Below are 17,126 nucleotides of genomic sequence, written 5' to 3'. Positions count from 1 at the left end.
CACCAATTTTCACAGCTACAATCCGTATTCACGCCATCTACGGGTGACCATTTCCTCTACCGCTACCGGCATTCCGATCTCCTCTGGCCACCGCGAGCCGATCTCCTCGACAAATTTTCGGGTGGCATCGATGCCGAAACAACCACCATGCGGTAATGACCCGTAGACCGGGGTGCTATATGTAATGGTATCGCGGCTCCAGTTAACGTTATTGAACACGCGCCATGAAGAAATCGACAGATTGTGAGGATCGACATCAGCGTCCACAACCACGAGAAGTCGTGAGCCCTTCAGCCACCCATCCGTCTTAAGTTTCTCAATTACCCGCAACCCCTGCCCGGGATCAGTTTTCTTGATGGATATGACGGCACAGCCATGAAATATTCCCTCCGTCAAAAGATTTATCTCCTCAATTTCGGGGAGGTGCCATCGGGTCAGGGGCAGCATGATCCTCTCCATGACCTTCGCCATGTGGCAATCTTCCATGGGTGGTCTTCCTACAACCGTCGCAGGAAAGATCGGTGCATCTCTTCTGGAAATGGAAAGAACTCTCAAAACTGGAACTTCGCCGGCTGAAGCGTAGAACCCCGTATGATTCCCGAAAAGTCCCCCCTGCCGCGCCTCCCCCGGCTCTAGGTAGCCTTCGATCACCATCTCGGCTGCAGCGGGCACAACAAGATCGGAAGTCCTACAGCGTGCAACATCGAGCGGCTCTCCGCGCAGAAAGCCTGCAAAGGCAAGCTCATCTACTTCTTCGGGAAGAGGCAGTGATGCTGCAACAACAGCAGCCGGGTCTCCCCCGACAACTACGGCTACCGGAGTCCGGAGCCCACGAGATGCGTACTTCCGGTAATGAGCGGCTCCTCCGCTTCCCGGTCGCCAGTGAATGCCGCAGGTACGATCGTCGAACAGCTCGGTCCGATACATGCCGCAGTTGATGGTGCCATCATCGGGATCACGGGTAATGACGAGTGGTAGTGTGATAAAACGACCGCCCCCGCCTCCGGCCCCATCCGCCGGCCAGTTCTTTAGGAAAGGGTAGCTGTTCAGCGCAGAGGGGCCCTCCCAGACTTCCTGACATATACAACCCGCCTTCTCTACCGGATGAAAGGACACAAGGCCTTTTCGCCAGGGGTCACCACCCGCCAGGAGAACCTCCATGCGTCGTTGGACATCAACGATATTCTTAACCGACAGGGAAAGAGCCATCCTTCGCGGCGACCCGAATATGTTGGTCACGAGCTGAAACGGCGAACCTGCTACCCGTTCGAATAGGAGGGCCTTCCCCCCGCCCTCCTGCCCGCTCACCCTCGCAGTGATAGATGATATTTCCAGAACGGGATCCACCTCAACCCGCACCCTGTGGAGCTCCTCCAGCTCCTCAAGGATACCCAAAAATTCATGCAAGTCATGAATTGGCACGCCTTATCACCTCTTGGCTCCTCGGAACGGAAACTTTATTTTTTAACACTTCACCGGCTGCATGACAATTGTTTTATGGGGGAAATGACTGGGAAAGTGTTTGACAAAGAGAGGGGGAAAAGCTATATAAGTCGATGTCGGGATGTAGCGCAGCCTGGTAGCGCACCTGCTTCGGGAGCAGGGGGTCGGACGTTCGAATCGTCTCATCCCGACCAGAATTTCGAGAGGGTTACGGCTTTAGCTGTAACCCTTTCTTTTTTGGATATTCGCCGCCCTGGCCTCACCAGCTTATCGCACTTCGCCTGAGGGTGCTGCAGGTGAAAGGTACTGCTCGAACTGTTTTTTATCCATGGCACAGCGATATGCCTCCTCCGGCGCAACCTTGTTTGCCTTCACAAGGTCGAGGAGATGCTGATCCACGAGTTGCATTCCGTCCTTTCTGGCTGTCTGCATGATGGAGGGGATCTGGAACGTTTTACCCTCTCGTATCAGATTTCCTATTGCAGGAGTCCCAATCATTATCTCCAGAGCAGCAACTCTCCCCTTGCCATCTGCCGTTCGTAGCAGCTGCTGACAGATAACCCCCTTCAGCGATTCTGAAAGCATCGCCCTCACCTGCTCCTGTGCATCCTTGGGAAATACATCGATTATCCGATCGATGGTTTTTGCTGCCGAATTGGTATGGAGGGTACCGAATACGAGATGCCCCGTCTCCGCAGCACTCATCGCCAAGCTGATAGTCTCAAGATCCCGCATTTCACCGACCAGAATCACATCCGGGTCTTCACGCAACGCCGCACGGAGTGCCGAAGCAAAGCTCTCGGAATGTTCTCCGATCTGCCGCTGGTTGAACAACGACATCTTGTTTTCATGCACAAACTCCAGCGGGTCCTCCAGCGTCAATATATGCTCCTTGCGAGTTGAGTTGATCAGGTCGATCATCGCGGCCAGCGTAGTCGATTTTCCTGATCCTGTAGGCCCCGTAACCAGAACGAGCCCTTTCTTCAGCATTGTCAACTTCCGGACCCCCTCCGGAAGCCCCAGGTCGTCCGCTGACAGTATCTTGCTCGGAATGATCCGGAATACTGCTGCTACTCCTCTGTGCTGCATTAAAAGGTTACCGCGGAACCGGGCCAAGCCCTCCACGGAGTAGGCAAAATCCAAATCATTTTTTTTTTCGAACTCTTCCTTCTGCTTCTCGGTCAAGATTTCGTAAAGAATCGATTTTAGCTCGTCATGAGACAGCGCTTTGAAGTTCAGCCGCTCCATCTCCCCATGAAGCCGGAAAATAGGGGGAGAACCGGTGGAAAGGTGCAGGTCGGAAGCTCCCTGCTCCTTCATCATCCGAAACAATGCGTCTATACGTGCCATATAAGCTCTCTCCTTTACCACCGTCAAATACCTCAGCTATTTCCATATTCTTCTTCCCTTCGCTTCGGCTCCTTTCCTCCCTTACTGAAACAGAATCTGGTTCTCTTAGACAACCGGCTATGATATGTTTCTGCGACAATATCGGTCCCGTGGCAAAGCGTTCTACTCAATCCGCCATGGTCCCACAGGAGCCAATTATGAAGCGCAAAGCCCTCGCCCTCCTCTCCGGTGGCCTCGATTCGACTCTTGCAGTGAAGGTCATGCTCGAACAAGGGATCTCGGTCGAAGCCCTCAACTTCACCTCCCCCTTCTGCACCTGCACAGGAAAAAATGCCGGATGTAAATCAGAAGCCGTCCGGGTTGCCGAGGAGTTCGGCATTCCAATAAAGGTTATGAACAAGGGTATCGACTATCTTGAGGTCGTTCGGAATCCACGTCACGGTTACGGGAAAGGAATGAATCCCTGCGTAGACTGCCGCATCTTTCTCCTCAGGAAAGCTCGCGAGTATATGGCTGAGAGTGGTGCTGACTTCGTCATTACAGGTGAAGTACTGGGCCAGCGCCCCATGAGCCAGCGGCGGGAGACTTTGCGGATTATCGAAAGGGAGAGCGGACTCGAAGGCCTCTTGCTCCGGCCTCTATCTGCCAAACATTTCGAGCCGACCCTTCCCGAGTTGGAAGGGTGGGTTGACCGGGAAAAGCTGCTTGCCATTCAGGGACGTTCTCGAAAAGAGCAGATGCAGCTGGCCGAAGAACTGGACGTTACGAATTACCCCTGTCCTGCAGGAGGATGCCTTCTCACCGAGCTCTCTTTTGTCTCAAAAATAAGAGACATCTTTGATCATACTGATAATCTTAACCTGCGCGACTTCCGCCTTCTCAAGGTCGGACGTCATTTCCGTATCGGCAGCAATACGAAGCTGCTAGTTGGACGTAATGAGGCTGAGAATGAGCTTCTCGATAGATCTGTGCAGAATGGGGAAGCCACCCTTCGGTGGCTCGACGGGAGCAGCCCACTCGGAGTTGTCATGGGTGAGGTTTCAGAGAGTCTACTTCAGACAGCCGGGCGCGTTATCCTCAGGTACACCAAGGCTGAGCCCGGACAAGAATGTAAGATACTGACCGCCAGGGGGGAAGAACGATCTTCTTTTATGATCTGCAACACCTTCGGTGACAGGGAAATTGAGGGCTTCAGGATATAGTTCAGTCGATGGAATCGTATATTTCTGCGAAAGCTTTTTCATGCGCTTTGAAGACTTCGAGAACTTCAGGATCGAAATGTTCGGGCATGGTACGAGTGTCTCCCTCTGTTATTATCCTATACGCGGCTGCGTGCGTCAGGGGCTGCTTATAGACACGTCTGCTGCGCAGCGCATCGTATTGGTCGACAAGCATGATAATGCGTCCCTCAATCGGGATATCCTTCCCTTTCAGCCCGTTCGGGTAACCGGTACCGTCCCACCTTTCGTGATGATTTAGTGCGATTGAAGCCGCCATCTGCAGCATTGGGTGAGAAGAGCCGTGCAGAATCTTTTCGCCTATCAGAGTGTGACTCTTTATAGTTTCGAATTCCTCCCTCTCCAGCCTTCCTGGTTTCAGAAGAATTGCGTCTGGTATCCCTATTTTACCTACATCATGCATGGCACTGGCCACCGAAATATTTTCCGCGAAGTCATGCGGCATTCCAAGGGTAGTCGCCACCAATTTAGCATAAAGACCGATACGGGAGATGTGCCTGCCAGTGTCTTCGTCTCTCAGCTCTGCAGCGGAAGTAAGGCGTTCGATGGTTTCCCGGCTCATGCTCTGTAAAAGGTCGAGAGCCTTGCCCAGTTCCGCTGTCCTCTTCCTGACTACATTTTCGAGCTCTGCCTTATAGTGCTTCTCGATCTGGATGAGTCGCTTGTACTCTACACCTTTCTCGATGGCGTGAACGAGGTATGGTGGGTTAAACGGTTTTACAATGAAATCGAATGCCCCCATTTTGATAGCCGATACAGCCATATCCAGCTCGGCAAATGCCGTCATGAGGATCACCGGCGTTTCCTTGTCCCGCTCCCTTATTTTTCCAAGAAGATCAATCCCTGTGATGTGAGGCATGTTTACATCGGTCAGAACTACATCATACGTATCCCGCGTAAATCTCTCCAAGGCTACCGAAGCGCTGTTGCAGGGATACACCATGTAGCCATACGCCTCCAGCAGCGTGGAAACGCTTTCAAGCACGAACGTGTCATCATCTACAACCTGCACAATACCTTTCATTTCCATGGTTCCCCCCTGCCTCCGGGCAGCCAAAGTCCTCTATGGATTATCGTCATCTTCAGTCTTGACTTGAGGAAGCAGGCGGCAAAAGGAGTGCGGGATCCAGCTGAAATGTACTATTGTTCGAGGTCGCCTGTAGGTGGCGGCTCTTCAGGTGTGGGTGTTGCCGGTCTTTCAGTTGACTCGACTAAACCATCTTTGACAGGCTCCGGTGGCCCTTGAAGAGTCGAATCCTGCTGATCTCCGGGGCCCCCTGTGGGTACAGCACCCGCGCTTGTAACAGTAGTGAAGATCTCTGCCTTCTTTATAGTCTCATCAACTTTTTTCTGGAGCCGTCCCACATTCGGCACCTCCGCCAACGCTGCCTGATACTCAATGTCCGACAGGACACCATTCTTGCGCAGCAGTCGGAGGATCATCTCAGAACGTTTCGTCACTTTTGCGAGGTTTTTATATGGGTTGTAGGCTACCCGCGGCCCGGGAAGCATTGCGGCAAGAAAGGCGCACTCACGGGGGGTAAGTTCTACGGCAGACTTGCCGAAGTAGTAGCGAGCTCCGTGTCCTATCCCGTATACCATGGGACCGAGCTCAACAACATTCAGATAGAGCTCGACTATTCTTCCTTTCGTCAGCTCCTGCTCCATCCGTTTTGCAAGAATTACTTCCTTGATCTTTCGGGTGATTGTCTTTTCCCGTGTCAGAAATATATTCTTCGCTACCTGCTGTGTAATAGTAGAAGCACCTCTGGCGAGGCTTTTCTTCTCCAGGTCATACATTATTGCATTTTTGATGGCTTTGATATCGATGCCTTCATGTTTGTAGAAGTTCGCATCCTCGGCGAGAATGACCGCCCATTTCATCTCCGGAGGTATGCTGGCAGAAGGTGTCCAATAACGATTCCTGGGACCCAGCACGTAAGGCCGATACTTTCCTTTCCAATCCTTGACCTTGATACTGATACTCATCTTCCGGTTTTTCAGTTCCTCCACCGATGGAAGGGACAACAGCGAAAAAATGATGTATGCGCCGTACCCTAGCACGAGGAGGAGGAACACTATGAAGGCCTTCTTAACCATACTCATTATTATTTCTCTATCTCCAGACGCAATTTCCTGATTGCCATCTCCGTGGCCATTTTTGTAGCGGCAATCATGCTTGCAGGGGATGCCTTTCCTGTACCCGCCAGCCCGTAGGCCGTACCATGATCCACTGAGGTCCGAATGATGGGAAGTCCCAGTGTGACATTCACACCGTCGTCGAAATGAAGGAGCTTAAGAGGAATAAGCCCCTGATCGTGGTACATACAAATCACGGCATCATACTCCCCTCCGACAGCGAAATGAAAAAGTGTATCAGCAGAAAGGGGTCCTACTGCGTTTATTCCTTCGGCGCACGCAGCATCTACCGCAGGTTTTATTATCGACTCCTCCTCATCACCGAACATTCCCCCCTCGCTGCAATGAGGGTTCAGCGCCAGGATGGCTAGTCTGGGATTTGTACAAAAATATGTGGAAACATCCTTCCAGGTCGTCCTGATGGTTTTCAGTACCCGCTCGGTCGAGAGCAAAGACGGTACTGCCCGAAGTGGTTCATGGATAGTTACAAGGGATACACGCAGGCGGGTTCCCGCAAGCATCATCACATAATTATCGCAGGAGGTAAGTTTTGCCAATAGTTCGGTGTGCCCTGGATAATTGTGTCCTGCTCGGTTCATGACCTCCTTGTTTATCGGTGCTGTGACCATGGCATCGGCAGCACCAGCCATGCACAGGCGTGTAGCCTCGACGATGTATCTGTACACTGCCTCCCCTACAGCATCTGTCGGCTTTCCAAATTCCAGGTCTCGTTGCGACAACTTGGTCATAGGAAGCAAACATACCTGGTTTTCATGGTCTGACACCTCCTTAATCGAGGAGACAGTTCGAATGTTAAGATTAACCCCGGTTATCCGGACAGCACGGGCCATTGCCTCGCTGTCACCTACAACAAATGGGCAGCACATTCTTCGCACATCTGGATCGCTGAGAGCAGAAGCAATTATCTCCGGTCCGATTCCCGTCGGATCGCCCATCGTAACGGATATGAGAGGTTTTTTCATATATTCCTCACGCAAAACTTTGCCTAAAAAAAAAGAGCGGCAAAGCCGCTCTTCAATGCGATGAATATTAGATCTACCTTCCGGTTTTCCCAGCAACCTGAACCCTTATGAGTGCACGTTCCAGAGCGGCTTCGTACTTCCTGAAGTCTTTGTCCTCTGGAGTAAGGCGTTTCAACGCTTCTTCGGCTCTACCAAGCGCTGCTCTGGCACGCTGCAGATCTATTTCGTCTGCGCGTTCAGCTGTCTCGACAAGTACAGTCACCTTATCGTCCTCGACTTCGAAGTAGCCCCAGTTCACGGCCAAATGATGTACCGTTCCGCCTATTTTGTAGGAAAGTTCCCCGATCTTGAGGGAGGTGAGAAACGGAGCGTGCCCCGGCAGCACGCCAAATTCGCCGAGCGAGCCGGAGGCGGTGATTTCGTCCACCTCTTCCGAAAGTACCTTCTTGTATGGAGTAACTAGCTCCAGTTTAAGTTTTTCTGCCATATATCCGGTTCCTGTAGGGGCGGACAGAGTCCGCTTCGTGCGGGCGCGCCTTCAGGCGCGCCCCTACATGTTCGAGTTTCTATGCAGCGAGCTTCTTCGCCTTTTCCAGAGCCTCTTCAATGGTGCCTACCATGTAAAACGCCTGCTCCGGAATCTCGTCATGCTTGCCTTCGACAATCTCCTTGAAGCCCTTGATCGTGTCCTTGAGCTCGACGTACTTGCCAGGGGAGCCTGTGAATGCCTCGGCCACATGGAACGGCTGCGAGAGGAAGCGCTGGATCTTTCTTGCACGGGCGACAACAAGCTTGTCTTCCTCGGAAAGTTCATCCATGCCAAGAATCGCGATGATGTCCTGAAGGTCCTTGTACTTCTGAAGAACGTACTGCACCTGACGTGCAATTGCGTAATGTTCTTCACCAATGACCTGGGGATCGAGAATTCTGGAGGTGGAGTCCAAGGGGTCAACGGCCGGGTAGATCCCGAGCTCGGCGATCTGACGGGAAAGAACCGTCGTCGCGTCGAGGTGGGCGAAGGCGGTAGCCGGTGCAGGGTCGGTAAGGTCGTCGGCCGGAACGTAGATGGCCTGAACGGAGGTAATGGACCCCTTGGTAGTGGAGGTGATCCGCTCCTGAAGCTCACCCATCTCGGTGGCCAGCGTCGGCTGGTAACCGACGGCAGAGGGGATACGGCCGAGAAGCGCTGAAACCTCGGAACCTGCTTGGGTAAAACGGAAAATGTTGTCTACGAAGAGGAGAACGTTCTGGCCTTCCTCATCACGGAAGTACTCGGCGATGGAGAGCGCGGAGAGCGCGACGCGTGCGCGGGCACCCGGCGGCTCGTTCATCTGGCCGTAAACAAGCGCGGCCTTGTCGAGAACACCCGACTCCTTCATTTCCATCCAGAGGTCGTTTCCTTCGCGAGTACGCTCGCCAACCCCGGCGAAGACGGAAAAGCCACCGTGCTGCTTGGCGATATTGTTGATGAGCTCCATGATGAGAACGGTCTTGCCGACGCCAGCGCCGCCGAAGAGACCGATCTTTCCGCCCCTTGCGTATGGAGCGAGAAGGTCGACAACCTTGATGCCTGTGGTGAATGCCTCGACCTTGGTGGACTGGTCACTGAAAGCGGGGGCTTCGCGGTGGATACCGTACTCCTTCTCGGCGTTTACGGGACCCATCTCGTCAACCGGCTCGCCGATGACATTGAGGATCCTGCCGAGGGTCTTGCGGCCGACCGGCACCGATATCTGCTTCCCGGTGTCGAGAACCTCCTGCCCGCGCACGAGACCGTCGGTGGAGTCCATAGCGATGGTACGTACCGAGTTTTCCCCCAGGTGCTGGGCGACTTCGAGAACAAGGTTGTACTCCCTGTCGTCGATGGCCGGATTCGTCACGCGAAGTGCGTTGTAGATAGCGGGGAGCTTGCCCGGCTCGAATTCGACGTCAATGACGGCGCCGATGACCTGCGAAATTTTCCCTTTGTTCTGACTCATTGCTACCCTTCCTCCTGCGGCCCGGTTGAGGCCTCTATTTTTGAAATTCTTTATAGGCTAAGGTCTATCCCTTAATCGATTCGGCGCCGGAAATGATCTCCATGAGCTCCGTTGTGATCGCGGCCTGACGGGCTCGGTTGTACTGCAGAGTGAGCTTGCCGATCATCTCGCTGGCGTTCTTGGAGGCGCTGTCCATGGCCGTCATCCGAGCCCCGTGCTCCGAAGCAACCGATTCGAGGAGCGCCTTGAAGAGCTGAACCTCGATGTGCTTCGGCAGCAGCTCGCCGAGCAGTTCGGCCTTCGACGGCTCGTATATATACTCGGGAGCGTATTCCTCTTCCTGCGCAGCCGGGGGTGTGATGGGAAGAAGCGGCTGAAGGGTGATGTCCTGGGACATCACACTCTTGAAGGCGTTGTAGAGCAGGAATACCTCGTCGTACTCCTCGTTGAGGTACCCCTCGACCACCTCCTGGGCGAGGAGCGCCGCAGTCTGGTAATTGAGGTTCGAAAAGACGCTCGTGTAGTTCTTGTAGATCTTCTGGCGGTTCTTGAGGAACTCGTACCCCTTGCGCCCGATGGTGAGGATCGAGAGTTCTTCGTAGGAGCCTTTCCGCTCCTTGACGAACCGCTCGGCGGCCTTGCTGATGTTGGCATTGAAACCGCCGCACAGACCGCGATCGGAAGTTACCAGGATGAGGAGAGCCTTGCGGGCCTCCCGCTTCTCCATGAGGGGATGAACATCAGCGTCCTGCTGACGTGCAAGCCTCTCCAGCACCTCTGCAAGCTTCTTTGCGTAGGGGCGGGCGGCAACCACGTTCTCCTGGGCGCGGCGCAGCTTGGCTGCCGAGACCATTTTCATGGCCTTGGTGATCTGCCTCGTGTTCTTGACCGAGACGATCCTCTTTTTTATACTTTTCAGACTTGCCATAAATGAAGGTCCGTCCTTAGATTACGCAGTAAATTCCTTCTTGAATTCCTCAAGGCCGGCAACGATCTTCGCTTTGAGGTCGTCGTCAATAGCCTTCTTGTCTCGAAGCTCGGCGAGTACGTCCGCTTTCCTCGTGTCAAAGAATGTGTAGAGCTCGGACTCGTAGCGGCCGAGAACGGAGACGGGGTACTCATCGACGTAGCCGTTGTTGGCTGCGAAGATGACGAGGACCTGTTTCTCGTTGGGAATCGGGCGGTACTGGGGCTGCTTGAGTATTTCGACGAGACGCTCACCGCGGGCAAGCTGCATCTGGGTGGCCTTGTCGAGGTCCGAACCGAACTGGGCGAATGCCGCCATCTCGCGGTACTGGGCCAGGTTGAGACGCAGGGTGCCGGCAACCTGCTTCATCGCCTTCACCTGGGCGGATCCGCCGACGCGGGAAACCGAGAGACCGACGTTGATGGCGGGGCGCACGCCCGAGTAGAAGAGGTCGCTCTCGAGGTAGATCTGGCCGTCGGTGATGGAGATGACGTTCGTCGGGATGTAGGCGGAAACGTCACCGGCCTGGGTCTCGATGACCGGGAGCGCGGTGAGGGAACCGGCGCCTTCGGCGTCGGAAACCTTCGCGGCACGCTCGAGGAGGCGGCTGTGGAGGTAGAAGACGTCACCGGGATACGCCTCGCGTCCGGGGGGCCGGCGGAGGAGCAGGGAAAGCTGGCGGTATGCAACTGCCTGCTTGGAAAGATCGTCATAGATGATGAGGGCGTGCTTGCCGTTGTCGCGGAAGTACTCGCCCATCGTGACGCCCGCGTAGGGGGCGATGAACTGGAGCGGTGCGGGCTCGGAAGCCGTGGCGGCAACGACGATGGTGTAGTCCATCGCGCCGTGCTCCTGGAGCTTGGAGACGACTTGGGCAACCGTCGAACGCTTCTGTCCGATGGCGACGTAGATACAGATGAGGTCGCCGCCCTTCTGGTTGATGATGGTGTCGATGGCAACGGCGGTCTTGCCGGTCTGGCGGTCGCCGATGATCAGCTCGCGCTGGCCGCGTCCGATCGGAACCATCGAGTCGATAGCCTTGAGGCCGGTCTGCATCGGCTGATGGACCGACTTGCGCTTGACGATGCCGGGGGCCTTCACTTCGACCTTGCCGTACTTGTCGGTATTGATCGGGCCCTTGCCGTCGATGGGCTGCCCGATGGCGTTCACAACGCGGCCGATCATGGCCTCGCCAACCGGAACTTCGACGATGCGGCCGGTGCGCTTGACGGAGTCACCTTCCTTGATCTCGCTGAACTCGCCGAGAATCGCGGCTCCGACGTTGTCTTCCTCTAGGTTGAGAACCATGCCGGAGATGCCGCCGGGGAACTCCAGGAGCTCGCCCGCCATAGCTTTGTCAAGACCGTGGATACGGGCGATACCGTCACCTACGGAGATAATGGTTCCGGTCTCGGCTACCTCGACCTCCTTCCCATACTCCTTGATCTGCTTCCTGATAATCTCGCTGATTTCTTCCGCTCTGATTTCCATAGAACCGTATCACCCCTTCTGTAATATATCTTCGATCTTGTTGAGTTGCGTACGCACGCTGCCGTCGAAAACCTTGTCTCCGATCTTCGTGACCACACCACCGATGAGAGCGGGATCGACCTCTACATTCAGAACGACCCTTTTGCCGGTGCTCTTCTCCAGAACGGCCTTTATCTCGGCTATCTGGCTCTCCTCCAGAGGCATTCCTGAAGTAAGTGTGGGACGAATGACTCCCGAAAGCTCGTCGGCAAAAATTCCAAAGCTTGCGGAAACCTGTGGCAGAATGCTCAGTCTGTTCCGATCCAGCAGCAGCCGGAGAAAGTTCCCCACGGTACCTGAGACGGCAGCCTTTTCAATAAGGGCATTCAGTATTTCTTTCTTCGCCTCGATTCCGTAGGCCGGACTGGTCAGTATGGCAGTTGCTTCTGCATTAGCGCCCAGCAATGCGGAGAAGCCTGCAAGTTCGTCGTTGAACTTGTCAACAGCCCCTTCTTCTGCCCCAAGCTGAACGAGAGCCTTGGCATAGCGTCGTGATATAGCGTTCGTGATCAATGTAACTCCACCACCTTGGTAAGATATTCACCGACCAGACGGTCCTGGTCTTCCTTCTTTATCTTCTCCCGAAGGGTCTGCTCGGCCAGCTGCACGGCCAGCCTGGCAGCCTCTTCGCGCAGCTCGGCACGCGCCTTCAGCACCTCGTTCTGCGCAGCCTGCTGGGCCTGCTCACGGATTTTTTCAGCTGCCGCCTTCGCCTCGGCAATAATACGAGCTTTTTCAGCCTCGCCCTCCTTGATGATGGCAGTCTGAATCTCGTCGATCTCCCGGCTCGCCTTGGCCAGCTTTTCACTGTACTCGGCGGATTTCCGCTCGGCGGCTTCGCGGGCAAGAGTAGCCTCTTGGAGCGCCTTTTCGATCTTCATCCTGCGTTCCGAAAGGGAGCCTTTAACATTGGCCTTCTTGAGCGCCCACACGGCGATGGCGGCAAGAACTGCAAAATCAAGAACACGCCATCCGAAGTCTTTCAATTGAGCTGCAGTGTCCACATGATGGGCACCTTCGCCACCTTCAGAAGCAAAGCCAACAGCGGCAAGCCCTAGGAGCAGCAGACACACGGCACTTGCCGGCACCAGAGATCTATACGGGCTGCGGCGTACAAACTGAATCATCTTACAAGCTCCTCCCAAGGACCTTTTCACATATTTCCAATGACAACGACCGGGCCTGCTCCCTCAGGAGATTTTTGGCGTCGGCTGCCTCTTGAGCTACCTTGCCCTTGATTGCCCCAATTGTGTCACTCGCTTCCTTACGCGCTTTTTCAAGAGTCGCCGCCTCTTCTGCCTGAGCCTCCTTCAGCATGGCACCCCGACGCTCGTGAGCCTGCAGCTTCACTTCGCGTAGACGCGCCTCGTAGAGGGCTACCTTCTCCTGCACATCGGAGTCGACGCCAGCAGCGCGCTGCCTTGCACCACTGATCTCTTTCTCCCGCTCCGACAGTACCTTCCTGAGAGGCTTGTACAGGAAGATGTTGAGTACCAGCATGAGAACCAGGAAGTTGATAAGCTGTATTACGAACGTCAGATCTAAATTGATCACCCTGCCACCTCATCAGATTGTATACAGTATGCCGGACTGCCTGCGGCAAAACACGCGATAGCTATCACACGGCCTGACCCATGTCAAGCTTTTTGTCCAGAAAAACCGAAACTTATAAACTCCTAATCTACAGACCCAACTGCTCGATCAGACGAGAAAGGTCGTCGTTACTGGAGAAGCTGATCTCGATCTTCCCCCCCTTCCCGGTGGAACGTATGGCAACCTTCGCCTTGAAGTGGCGCTTCATACGGTCAACAAGGTCGGTCATATGCAATTCCGGCTGGGCTTTCCGGGTCCGGAGCTTTCCACTCTTCAGCCGCTTGACGAGATTCTCGGCATGGCGCACCGTAAGGTTCTTGGCCAGGATCTCGTCCCGCGCCTCTTTCACCTGCTCTGCAGAATCAAGTGCAAGAAGTGCTCTGGCATGCCCCATCGAAAGGCGCTGCTCGACAATGTCACGCTTGATCTCTGCAGGAAGTTTCAACAGGCGCAGAGAATTCGCAACCGTGGAACGCTCCTTCCCTACCCGCTTTGCCAGCTCCTCCTGCGACAGGCCGAAGTTGTCCATCAACGCATGATACGCCTCCGCTTCCTCGACGGCGTTCAGATCCTCTCGCTGAATATTCTCTATAAGAGCCATTTCGAGTGCGGTATCATCCGAAACATCCAGAATGACAACCGGCACCTCGCGCAGGCCTGCCTTCTGGGCCGCCCGCCAACGCCGCTCTCCGGCAATGACCTCGTAGTGATCCGACTTCTTCCTGACAACCAGCGGCTGAATGATACCTTTTTCCCTGATAGAAGCTGCGAGTTCCTCCAGCTTGTCACCGGTGAAGGTTTTACGCGGCTGCGCCCTGTTCGGCCTTATCTCCTCGATCGGGCAGGTGAAGTAGCTCTTGCCTTCTTCCTCCACAGCGGGGAGAAGCGCAGCCATTCCCTTTCCGAGTCCGGTTTTCTTAACCATCCCGCCCCTCTCTCTCCATTATCTCCCGGGCCAATTCAAGATAGCTTGCGGCTCCACGGGAAGCTATATCATAGAGCAGCACCGGCTTTCCGTGACTGGGGGCCTCGGACAGCCGTACGTTCCGGGGAATAACCGTTCCGAAGGTCTGAGATCCGAAATGTGTTCTGATTTCGTCACTGACCTGACGGGCCAAGTTATTTCTCCCATCATACATTGTCAGCACGATCCCTTCGACCCTCAGTGATCTGTTTAGTCCTTTCTGGACAAGCTTGATGGTGTTGAGGATCTGCGACAGCCCCTCCATCGCGTAGAACTCGCACTGCAACGGGATGAGCACGCAGTGTGCAGCAGTCATGGCGTTGACAGTGAGCAGGCTCAAAGAAGGGGGGCAGTCGATGAGAATGTAGTCGTACGAATGCTGGATACCTGCCAGAACCTGCTTCAGCTTGTGCTCACGGTCGGCTATCGTTATCAGCTCAAGCTCGGCGCCCGCCAGATCCGGAGTGGCAGGGAGAAGGTCGAGACACGGAAGATCAGTTCCAACGATAATTCCGGTTGCATCGGTATCGTTTATCAGCGCATCGTAAATCGATTCCCGAAGCAAGCTTTTGTCCACACCCACGCCGCTGCTGGCGTTCCCCTGTGGATCCATGTCGACAAGCAGAGTCTTCTTCTCAGCCGCAGCAAGCGAAGCAGCGAGATTGACGGCCGTAGTCGTTTTTCCGACGCCGCCTTTCTGATTTGCAATACAAATTATTCTTGCCATAGATATAAGGGGTTCTCGACGAGTTTCCCATGCGGCAGGGCGGTATTTGCAGGCTGAAGAGGGGAGGAAATTATCACAAAAGTCCTTCGATGGAAAGCAAATTCGTCCCTCATTGAGAGACCGTTGTTCGGCAACTTTCACTTGCTTCCCGTGGGCGTACCGGTATACTTTTGCTGTAAATTTCCGGGAGGTGCGGACACATGGAGTGGTTCAGCAACCTGAAAATCAATACCAAATTCAACCTGATCATGTCTATTCTCCTGGTCCTCCTCTTCTTCGTGGCTGCATATCTCACATACTCCCGTCAACAGAAGCTGATCCTCAATGTAGCGGTTGACAATGCCAGGGTGCTTGCAAAGCAGATTATCGAGACACGGGAGTACATGTCCAGCGTTGTTCGCGGCGAACCTGAGCAAAACTACTCCCTGGTGCCACAGGTGGTTGCCACACAGGTTGCCCGGCGGATTACTCGTGATAGCAAATTTTACGTGCGTCAGGTCTCGCTTCGTTACCGCAACCCGGAAAACCGTCCAGACTCCTTCGAATCGGTTCAGCTGAACGCCTTCGCACGGAGAACCGGCAATGAAACATACGGCATCGTGCCCTACGATGGGAAAAAAGTGTTCCGCTACATGCAGACAATGGTGGCGGACAAGTCCTGCCTCCAGTGCCACGGCTCCTACGAAACGGCACCCCGTTTCGTGCAGCAGCGGTTTCCAAAAGGACATTTTTCCTATAACTACCATCAGGGCGAAGTCATCGGCGCAGTGTCGGTCAGCATACCCATGGCAGACCTCTATCACCAGATCGGTGTGAACCTGGCTCTTGACATTACAGGTCGCGCATTCATATTCTTGTCCGTGATTCTGGTTCTCGGCTACCTGGTCCGCAAGACCATCATCAACCCTATAGAAACGGTGTCGAAAACCATTTCACATGTCACGCAGACTGGCGACTTCACCGAAAGAATTCCGCGCTATACCAGAGATGAAATCGGTCAGCTGATCAACGCATTCAACGAAATGATGGAGGAGCTTGGACACAAGACGCTGCAGCACACTGAGTCAGAGGAGCGGTACCGTAAATTCATTGAGATGGCAAGGTCAGCAGTTGTAACCTTTTTGGCAGACGGGAAAATAGTAATTTCCAATGAACGTGCAGAAAAGCTTTTCGACATGCCGAAGAGGGATCTTCTGGGCGAATCAATTTTTCATTTTCTTGAAGATGGAGAGCTCATACGTGAAAGCATTTCCCAGTACCTCCGAGAAGGAGCCGGCGGGGTGGTAGACAAAACCTCACGGCAAAAGATCAGGGATCGGCAGGGAAAGCAGATCGAAGTTGAAATAGCTCTCTCGGCTTCAATGACGGATCATAAGCCGATGTTCACTGCGATCATCCGTGACCTGGGGCGGGATACCCACTGACACTTTTTTTGGGCGCTGACCGAGCACAGACTACCTCAAGAGGATCGGATGAAAAAAGATCTACCTTCAAAACATGCCATCGTCCAAAGCGATAAAGAGACATACGCTATAGCCCCCCACCTGCCCGGCGGGTTCGTCACTACATCCCAGCTTCGTAGCATATGCGATGTGGCGGAAAAATACGGGGTCCGGGCTCTGAAGCTTACATCCGCGCAAAGAATCGCCCTTATCGGCATCCGGGAAGAGGACCTCGACAAGGTATGGATCGATCTAGGCATGACGCCCGGCGCAGTGCTCGGGCATCGTGTGCGCAGCGTAAAGATCTGTCCGGGGAGCACGTGCTGCAAGCGCGGCGTGCAGGATTCCGTTTCGCTCGGCCTTGAGCTCGACCGCAGATACCATGGCATGGAACTGCCCAACAAACTGAAGATCGGCGTTTCGGGGTGCCTGGTCTCCTGTGCTGAAGCTGCCGTCAAGGATATCGGCATCCTGGGTACGCTCAAAGGCTGGCGGATCTTGGTAGGCGGAAGCGCAGGACCGCGCCCACGTCTCGCCGACATGCTCATCGATAATGTTTCGTCGCAGGATGAGGTCCTGGCATTAGTAGACAAGATTATGACCTTTTGCCGGATGAGCACCAACCATAACAGGTTGGGACGGATAATAGACTCGGTCGGCATCGAGCGGTTCCGGCAAGAAATGCTCGGCCCCATCTGAAGCAGACAGACCTGCCATGCCAGCTGTGAATGCTTAAACTGCGGGTGCAAAAACCTGTTGCGCTGAAAACCT

17 protein-coding genes and 1 tRNA gene are annotated in these 17,126 nt (G+C 54.4%); 4 read left to right on the top strand and 14 right to left on the bottom strand.

The window, feature by feature from the left end; genetic code table 11:
- Nucleotides 1–15 precede the first annotated feature (15 nt).
- Nucleotides 16–1,422, bottom strand: a complete 1,407-nt coding sequence (locus CFB04_RS14955; protein WP_088536132.1) for a UbiD family decarboxylase — start codon at nt 1,420–1,422, stop codon at nt 16–18.
- A gap of 138 nt (nt 1,423–1,560) precedes the next feature.
- Here CFB04_RS14955 and CFB04_RS14950 point away from each other — a divergent pair.
- Nucleotides 1,561–1,637: transfer RNA gene (locus tag CFB04_RS14950), tRNA-Pro, on the top strand.
- A gap of 73 nt (nt 1,638–1,710) precedes the next feature.
- On the opposite strand, the gene CFB04_RS14945 is transcribed toward CFB04_RS14950, so the two are convergent.
- Entirely contained in the window at nt 1,711–2,793 is a 1,083-nt protein-coding gene (locus CFB04_RS14945; RefSeq protein ID WP_088536131.1) for a type IV pilus twitching motility protein PilT, read from the bottom strand.
- 197 nt (nt 2,794–2,990) lie between these two features.
- On the opposite strand from CFB04_RS14945, the gene CFB04_RS14940 reads away from it, so the two are divergent.
- A complete protein-coding gene (locus tag CFB04_RS14940) occupies nt 2,991–3,995 on the top strand; it encodes a hypothetical protein (RefSeq protein WP_088536130.1) in 1,005 nt (334 codons plus the stop codon).
- Between the two features lies 1 nt (nt 3,996).
- On the opposite strand, the gene CFB04_RS14935 is transcribed toward CFB04_RS14940, so the two are convergent.
- The 12 genes from CFB04_RS14935 to CFB04_RS14880 form a co-directional block, all read right to left on the bottom strand.
- A complete protein-coding gene (locus tag CFB04_RS14935; RefSeq protein WP_088536129.1) occupies nt 3,997–5,061 on the bottom strand; it encodes an HD domain-containing phosphohydrolase in 1,065 nt (354 codons plus the stop codon).
- 110 nt (nt 5,062–5,171) lie between these two features.
- Nucleotides 5,172–6,137: a transglycosylase domain-containing protein gene (locus tag CFB04_RS14930; RefSeq protein WP_304441143.1), complete on the bottom strand. Its 966-nt coding sequence runs from the start codon at nt 6,135–6,137 to the stop codon at nt 5,172–5,174.
- A gap of 2 nt (nt 6,138–6,139) precedes the next feature.
- Complete coding sequence (gene pdxA, locus CFB04_RS14925; protein WP_088536128.1) at nt 6,140–7,153, bottom strand: 4-hydroxythreonine-4-phosphate dehydrogenase PdxA; 1,014 nt, start codon at nt 7,151–7,153, stop codon at nt 6,140–6,142.
- 73 nt (nt 7,154–7,226) lie between these two features.
- Nucleotides 7,227–7,640 (bottom strand): F0F1 ATP synthase subunit epsilon, encoded by a 414-nt coding sequence (locus CFB04_RS14920; RefSeq protein WP_088536127.1) that lies wholly within the window; start codon nt 7,638–7,640, stop codon nt 7,227–7,229.
- Between the two features lie 79 nt (nt 7,641–7,719).
- Nucleotides 7,720–9,132, bottom strand: a complete 1,413-nt coding sequence (gene atpD, locus CFB04_RS14915; protein ID WP_088536126.1) for a F0F1 ATP synthase subunit beta — start codon at nt 9,130–9,132, stop codon at nt 7,720–7,722.
- A 64-nt stretch (nt 9,133–9,196) separates the two neighbouring features.
- The gene (atpG, locus tag CFB04_RS14910; protein WP_088536125.1) at nt 9,197–10,060 is read right to left on the bottom strand and encodes an ATP synthase F1 subunit gamma; all 864 of its coding nucleotides are present in this window, start codon (nt 10,058–10,060) and stop codon (nt 9,197–9,199) included.
- 21 nt (nt 10,061–10,081) lie between these two features.
- Nucleotides 10,082–11,590: a F0F1 ATP synthase subunit alpha gene (gene atpA, locus CFB04_RS14905; RefSeq protein WP_088536124.1), complete on the bottom strand. Its 1,509-nt coding sequence runs from the start codon at nt 11,588–11,590 to the stop codon at nt 10,082–10,084.
- A gap of 9 nt (nt 11,591–11,599) precedes the next feature.
- On the bottom strand, nt 11,600–12,142 hold the full coding sequence (gene atpH, locus CFB04_RS14900) for an ATP synthase F1 subunit delta (protein ID WP_088536123.1): 543 nt from the start codon (nt 12,140–12,142) through the stop codon (nt 11,600–11,602).
- On the bottom strand, nt 12,139–12,756 hold the full coding sequence (locus CFB04_RS14895) for an ATP synthase F0 subunit B (RefSeq protein WP_088536122.1): 618 nt from the start codon (nt 12,754–12,756) through the stop codon (nt 12,139–12,141). The genes atpH and CFB04_RS14895 overlap by 4 nt, the downstream gene beginning before the upstream one ends.
- Before the next feature lies 1 nt (nt 12,757).
- Nucleotides 12,758–13,183 carry an ATP synthase F0 subunit B gene (locus tag CFB04_RS14890; protein ID WP_088536121.1) on the bottom strand — a complete coding sequence of 142 codons (426 nt, stop codon included), beginning with the start codon at nt 13,181–13,183 and terminating at the stop codon, nt 12,758–12,760.
- A gap of 127 nt (nt 13,184–13,310) precedes the next feature.
- On the bottom strand, nt 13,311–14,147 hold the full coding sequence (locus CFB04_RS14885; protein WP_088536120.1) for a ParB/RepB/Spo0J family partition protein: 837 nt from the start codon (nt 14,145–14,147) through the stop codon (nt 13,311–13,313).
- Nucleotides 14,140–14,913 (bottom strand): ParA family protein, encoded by a 774-nt coding sequence (locus CFB04_RS14880; RefSeq protein ID WP_088536119.1) that lies wholly within the window; start codon nt 14,911–14,913, stop codon nt 14,140–14,142. The genes CFB04_RS14885 and CFB04_RS14880 overlap by 8 nt, the downstream gene beginning before the upstream one ends.
- A gap of 200 nt (nt 14,914–15,113) precedes the next feature.
- Here CFB04_RS14880 and CFB04_RS14875 point away from each other — a divergent pair, with 200 nt between their 5' ends.
- Both CFB04_RS14875 and CFB04_RS14870 read left to right on the top strand, forming a co-directional pair.
- A complete protein-coding gene (locus CFB04_RS14875; RefSeq protein WP_088536118.1) occupies nt 15,114–16,337 on the top strand; it encodes a DUF3365 domain-containing protein in 1,224 nt (407 codons plus the stop codon).
- Nucleotides 16,338–16,385: 48 nt separating this feature from the next.
- Entirely contained in the window at nt 16,386–17,054 is a 669-nt protein-coding gene (locus CFB04_RS14870; RefSeq protein ID WP_088536117.1) for an NAD(P)/FAD-dependent oxidoreductase, read from the top strand.
- Nucleotides 17,055–17,126 lie beyond the last annotated feature (72 nt).

The sequence above is a fragment of the Geobacter sp. DSM 9736 genome, assembly GCF_900187405.1.
Lineage (GTDB): Bacteria > Desulfobacterota > Desulfuromonadia > Geobacterales > Geobacteraceae > DSM-9736.
The sequence above is the reverse complement of the archived record's forward strand: the minus strand, read 5'-3'. Positions and strand labels throughout refer to the sequence as shown.

Bases quoted from the DNA above. Each gene is read 5' to 3' on its own strand.
- atpA (WP_088536124.1), bottom strand. From the start codon at position 11,590: ATGGAAATCAGAGCGGAAGAAATCAGCGAGATTATCAGGAAGCAGATC.
- atpD (WP_088536126.1), bottom strand. From the start codon at position 9,132: ATGAGTCAGAACAAAGGGAAAATTTCGCAGGTCATCGGCGCCGTCATT.
- CFB04_RS14935 (WP_088536129.1), bottom strand. From the start codon at position 5,061: ATGGAAATGAAAGGTATTGTGCAGGTTGTAGATGATGACACGTTCGTG.
- CFB04_RS14930 (WP_304441143.1), bottom strand. From the start codon at position 6,137: ATGAGTATGGTTAAGAAGGCCTTCATAGTGTTCCTCCTCCTCGTGCTA.
- CFB04_RS14870 (WP_088536117.1), top strand. From the start codon at position 16,386: ATGAAAAAAGATCTACCTTCAAAACATGCCATCGTCCAAAGCGATAAA.
- CFB04_RS14940 (WP_088536130.1), top strand. From the start codon at position 2,991: ATGAAGCGCAAAGCCCTCGCCCTCCTCTCCGGTGGCCTCGATTCGACT.
- atpG (WP_088536125.1), bottom strand. From the start codon at position 10,060: ATGGCAAGTCTGAAAAGTATAAAAAAGAGGATCGTCTCGGTCAAGAAC.
- CFB04_RS14945 (WP_088536131.1), bottom strand. From the start codon at position 2,793: ATGGCACGTATAGACGCATTGTTTCGGATGATGAAGGAGCAGGGAGCT.
- CFB04_RS14880 (WP_088536119.1), bottom strand. From the start codon at position 14,913: ATGGCAAGAATAATTTGTATTGCAAATCAGAAAGGCGGCGTCGGAAAA.
- CFB04_RS14875 (WP_088536118.1), top strand. From the start codon at position 15,114: ATGGAGTGGTTCAGCAACCTGAAAATCAATACCAAATTCAACCTGATC.
- CFB04_RS14920 (WP_088536127.1), bottom strand. From the start codon at position 7,640: ATGGCAGAAAAACTTAAACTGGAGCTAGTTACTCCATACAAGAAGGTA.
- pdxA (WP_088536128.1), bottom strand. From the start codon at position 7,153: ATGAAAAAACCTCTCATATCCGTTACGATGGGCGATCCGACGGGAATC.
- CFB04_RS14885 (WP_088536120.1), bottom strand. From the start codon at position 14,147: ATGGTTAAGAAAACCGGACTCGGAAAGGGAATGGCTGCGCTTCTCCCC.
- CFB04_RS14895 (WP_088536122.1), bottom strand. From the start codon at position 12,756: ATGATTCAGTTTGTACGCCGCAGCCCGTATAGATCTCTGGTGCCGGCA.